8 protein-coding genes are annotated in these 4151 nt (G+C 35.2%); 4 read left to right on the top strand and 4 right to left on the bottom strand.

Annotated features, from left to right (window positions below; all coding sequences use genetic code 11):
* Nucleotides 1–488: phage terminase large subunit (locus ACFINF_RS08775; protein WP_375620528.1), on the bottom strand; the 488-nt coding region annotated here is incomplete at its 3' end.
* Nucleotides 469–783 carry a hypothetical protein gene (locus ACFINF_RS08770; RefSeq protein WP_375620527.1) on the bottom strand — a complete coding sequence of 105 codons (315 nt, stop codon included), beginning with the start codon at nucleotides 781–783 and terminating at the stop codon, nucleotides 469–471. The genes ACFINF_RS08770 and ACFINF_RS08775, both read right to left, overlap by 20 nt.
* Nucleotides 784–1091: 308 nt before the next feature.
* Here ACFINF_RS08770 and ACFINF_RS08765 point away from each other — a divergent pair, with 308 nt between their 5' ends.
* Both ACFINF_RS08765 and ACFINF_RS08760 read left to right on the top strand, forming a co-directional pair.
* Nucleotides 1092–1577 (top strand): hypothetical protein, encoded by a 486-nt coding sequence (locus ACFINF_RS08765; RefSeq protein WP_375620526.1) that lies wholly within the window; start codon nucleotides 1092–1094, stop codon nucleotides 1575–1577.
* Between the two features lie 71 nt (nucleotides 1578–1648).
* The gene (locus tag ACFINF_RS08760; protein WP_375620525.1) at nucleotides 1649–2107 is read left to right on the top strand and encodes a hypothetical protein; all 459 of its coding nucleotides are present in this window, start codon (nucleotides 1649–1651) and stop codon (nucleotides 2105–2107) included.
* 78 nt (nucleotides 2108–2185) lie between these two features.
* Here ACFINF_RS08760 and ACFINF_RS08755 read toward each other — a convergent pair whose 3' ends face one another.
* Both ACFINF_RS08755 and ssb read right to left on the bottom strand, forming a co-directional pair.
* Nucleotides 2186–2668, bottom strand: coding sequence for a hypothetical protein (locus ACFINF_RS08755; RefSeq protein WP_375620524.1), 483 nt, complete (start codon nucleotides 2666–2668; stop codon nucleotides 2186–2188).
* 53 nt (nucleotides 2669–2721) lie between these two features.
* Nucleotides 2722–3165 (bottom strand): single-stranded DNA-binding protein, encoded by a 444-nt coding sequence (ssb, locus tag ACFINF_RS08750; protein ID WP_375620523.1) that lies wholly within the window; start codon nucleotides 3163–3165, stop codon nucleotides 2722–2724.
* A 187-nt stretch (nucleotides 3166–3352) separates the two neighbouring features.
* Here ssb and ACFINF_RS08745 point away from each other — a divergent pair, with 187 nt between their 5' ends.
* Nucleotides 3353–3634, top strand: a complete 282-nt coding sequence (locus ACFINF_RS08745) for a type II toxin-antitoxin system RelE/ParE family toxin (RefSeq protein ID WP_252619286.1) — start codon at nucleotides 3353–3355, stop codon at nucleotides 3632–3634.
* 16 nt (nucleotides 3635–3650) lie between these two features.
* Entirely contained in the window at nucleotides 3651–3944 is a 294-nt protein-coding gene (locus ACFINF_RS08740; RefSeq protein ID WP_004856691.1) for a HigA family addiction module antitoxin, read from the top strand.
* Nucleotides 3945–4151: the final 207 nt, after the last annotated feature.

The raw sequence follows: 4151 nt of genomic DNA, 5'->3' as shown, positions 1-4151 counted from the left end.
GGGTTCCATGTCACCCATAACTCTGCCCGCCATCCTTCTCCTTCTTCTCGCAAAGTCGGTATAAGCGTCTGCCAAGCTGTCTCTGTAACGGGCTCTGCCTCATCAACCCAACAAAGCAAAATACGCCCCATCGATTTGATACTTGCAATATTCCGGTCCAAACCAGAAAACTGAAAGGCTATACGACCATCAATTGACTTAATCGAAGATTCCCCAACCTTGTAATAGTCCTTTAAAAAGTCATGCGCTTCAATGGCACGTTTAATTTCCTCCAATGAACTTTCTGCTAGCGAGTTTTGAAACTGCCGTGCACAAAGGATAGTGCCTGATATCCCTTCCCTACCAAATTGATAGCCTTTTAAAGCAGCCATCAAGGCAAATGATCTTGTCTTTCCAGACCCTCTTCCTCCCCAAGCCGCTCGTACCAAAGCCTTACCTGTAAAAATCGGTATAAGCTTTGGAACAATATTAATCTGTCGTGTTGTCATTGACCAAAGGCGCGATTTCTACACGCGTTATCATCTTAATAGCTCCCCCATCTTCCCCTGTCACTTGAAGAGGCAAAATCTTCCCCAACAATGCCAAATAAGCAGCGGGGCATTTGATTGCCTGTTTTTCGAGATAAGAGATCAAACCATCATCACCATATCTCTTACCAGCGCGCTCTGCTGCCTTAAGCACTGCTTCTTTCAAAATACGTGTCGTTTTATTTGGCACGCCTTTTACCCGCCCTTGACCTGCCTTTGGGGGCGTTCTTTTTGCAAGTTTTTCAGTGGTTTTCATGTGTGTTTCTTTTTGTAAACAAGACAATAAAAAAACCCCGCAAAAGCAGGGCTCTGAACAATCAGATAAACTTATAAAAAAGGTTATACCTTTACCGTAATTCTAGACGCAATTCGACTAGTACAGCAACGCCATAAAACACTATTTTTCATATCCTGTCAACAAAAAAATCACTATATTGTGTATTTTTTATTTTTTCACCTAAATCTAGTGTCTTTAACAACCAACCACTCACAATTGTATCTTCTCAACGAATCAATTATACGATAGCGTGAAATTATTGATTAGCAAAAAGTGGGGGGGAATTAATGTTATTTTTCAAAAAAGCAGATTTATGCAGAATTAAAAAGATATTTACACTAATTTTGTTTTTACCGTTCTTTGCTATAATTAGTCTTATGATACTTGCTTTTAATCCCTTCGGATTAGACAATCAACAACAAGATAAATTAATTGTACCAATATTTGTAGCATTTGTATCGTATTTTTTGATACTAAGTGCATGTGCAAGAGAAGAAAAGCTAAGTTTAAAAGATGAAAATATTGACAGCACATTTTATGAGCTCTTGTCCCTCCAATTCCAAACAGGATGCTATACAGCTATGGCAGCAGCTTTTGTATTTTATCCTGTAATAGGAATAGCATTTTTAGGAGTGTTAATTTTTATTGGTATTTTTATTACTATAATAGAAAATTTAGATGAAATTGTAGGAATCGTAGCGATTATAGCATTGATATTAATTTGTCTTATAGCGCTGGTAGCGTTGATCAAATTTATTTGGAAAATTGTCTAACGATCAAAATATTTATTAAGCGTTTTCCCTAATCTTTAATATATACTTAAACTCCAACCATAAAAGAAATAATGAATTATTTATCAGCAAAAAAAATAAGTTACTTATTAGTCGTAATGATCAGTGTGCTTTTTCTTTCTAATTATGCCAAAAGTGAACAGATTTCTACTCATTATCAGTCTTCTAATACTGATGAAAATTTAGATGAAAAAATTAAAGTTGTGCAAAAGGAATACGTAGTAGCACAGCACCCAAAAAAGATTTTATCAGATAGTGGAATTAACCAATATAACATTTCGTTTTCCACTGTTTCTGATTATGAAAAACCTCAGAGGCGCATAATATTTGATGATTTCATCATTATATTCATAATTATAACAGGAATATTCATATTTATTAGTATAATGTCCATCATCATTAACTTACTTTGGCGCTTTAAATTGAAAATTCCTGCTTATTTCTTTTTATTAACAACTGTTCTAATTAGTTGCGCGGTATTACTCCTTTTAATCCTTGATTGGGCGTATTAAATTGAAAATTCCTGCTTATTTCTTTTTATTAACAACCGCCGCAGTTAGTTGTATGATATTATTCCTTTTAATCTTTGATTAAAGATCAAAATATTTATGAAGCGCGTTAAGAGCGACCCGCAATGAATTCACAAGATGTGGTAATGTTTGGTCTTCGATAACAATATATTGTATTGCTGCATAAAGATTATACTGTCTATAGAGATGTTGTGTTTCTTTTATCACCTCTTGCATATTAGAAAACTGTTCTGTTGCAAATTCAACCCATTTTTCTCTTGCTTTGTCATCAGAAGATGATGGTATTTCATCATAAACAGCGCTTGGTAAACCTTTTGCACACAAATAGTCATTTTTCACTTCAAGATATTTTTGCGCAGCATCATACTGGTCTTGAGTAAGCACACCTTGCAAACACAGCCGCCCAACATAAGTACCAGCAAGCGGATTTTTAGCCTCTTCAATAGTCAAACCAAAGCGTTTAGCACGCATTTCAATTGCCAATTGATTAACAGGATCTTGACGTACTTTCACTTGTGAAATGTAAGCATCTTTCTTCTTCATACATCCCCTAATCTGTGGGAGCCCACATGTTTCTCTTTGTTATATTTTATCAATCAAAATGGTATGCTGTCATTAAGAGATGCACTATGATCAGCGGCACCTGAAGCGATAGCATAATTTTGAGAAGTAACGGAAGAAGGGGCAGATTGCTCTTTCTTTGCATCAAGCAAATACAACTCGCCTTTGAATTGCGGTAAAACAATCTCTGTTGTGTAACGGTCATGCCCATTTTTATCTTGCCATTTGCGTGTTTGTAATTTTCCTTCTACGTAAACTTTTGAACCTTTGTTTAGATATTGAAGTGCAATTTTTGCCAAATGTGGATTAAAAATCACAACTGAATGCCATTCAGTTTTCTCTACTTTTTGATTGGTTTTTTTATCCGTATAGCTTTCAGAAGTTGCTATACTAAAATTGACTACCTCAGCTCCAGAATTCATTGTTTTGCTTTCGGGATCAGCACCTAAACGCCCGATTAACATCACTTTATTTAGCATGTTTTTTTACCTTAAACTTGTATTTTAATACATACAAAATCCTAGCATGATTTGCATATTTTTTCAATTATTTCAAAAGGATATTATTGTTTTTTAACATATAAAATTATGTCTTAAAGCGCTCTTTGATAAATAATCAATTGACATAAATGCATGGTGTATAGTATCAAGTATCAAGAGGGTATATATGGCAATCGTTAGTTTTAAGCATAAAGGGTTGAAATTATTCTTTGAAAGAGGAGTCTGCAAAGGCATACAACCCGCGCATGCTAAAAAATTAGCAAACATTTTAGTAATTTTAGATACAATATCCGCGCCTGAACAAGTTACTCTTAAATCGTATCGTCTACATGCGCTTACGGGCGATTTAAAAGGTTACTGGTCAATGCGTGTCAATGGAAATTGGCGTGTTACCTTTCGTTTCATTGGGACAGACGTTGAATTGGTTGATTATCAAGATTACCATTGAGTTTTGAGGTGTTATTATGATGTACAATCCTCCACACCCTGGCGGCATTTTGAAAGAAGAATTGCTTGATGAATTAGGGTTAACAGTAACAGAAGCTGCAAATCGTCTTGGCGTTGCACGTTTAACTTTATCCCGCGTCTTAAACTGTCATGCAGCGATTAGCATTAACTTAGCTTTACGGTTAGAAAAAGCGGGTTTAAATGATGCGGAATTCTGGCTTAAATTGCAACAAAAGCATGATTTGTGGCAAGCTCGGCATAACAGCCCAATCCCACATATTTCACCTTTAGAGCAAGTAGGGCATCTTTAAAATCAAGCGGCTTCCGATAGTTTTTTTATGCTCTTGTTGATTTTATCTATAAACGTTCGGAAATTTTACTTTTGGTTTTTAACTGAGCACTGTAGTGTGTAAATAGATATATTTATTAAACTGCGTGTATGTAACATAAGGAAAAATACACAAACTAAAAAGGAATACCAAAGAGCAATATCTGAGTACCAAAGTACAGTATCCAAT

Source organism: Bartonella sp. TS25HLJMH (genome assembly GCF_042193505.1).
Classification (GTDB): Bacteria; Pseudomonadota; Alphaproteobacteria; order Rhizobiales; family Rhizobiaceae; genus Bartonella; species Bartonella grahamii.
This window is presented reverse-complemented; position numbering and strand designations above follow the sequence as displayed.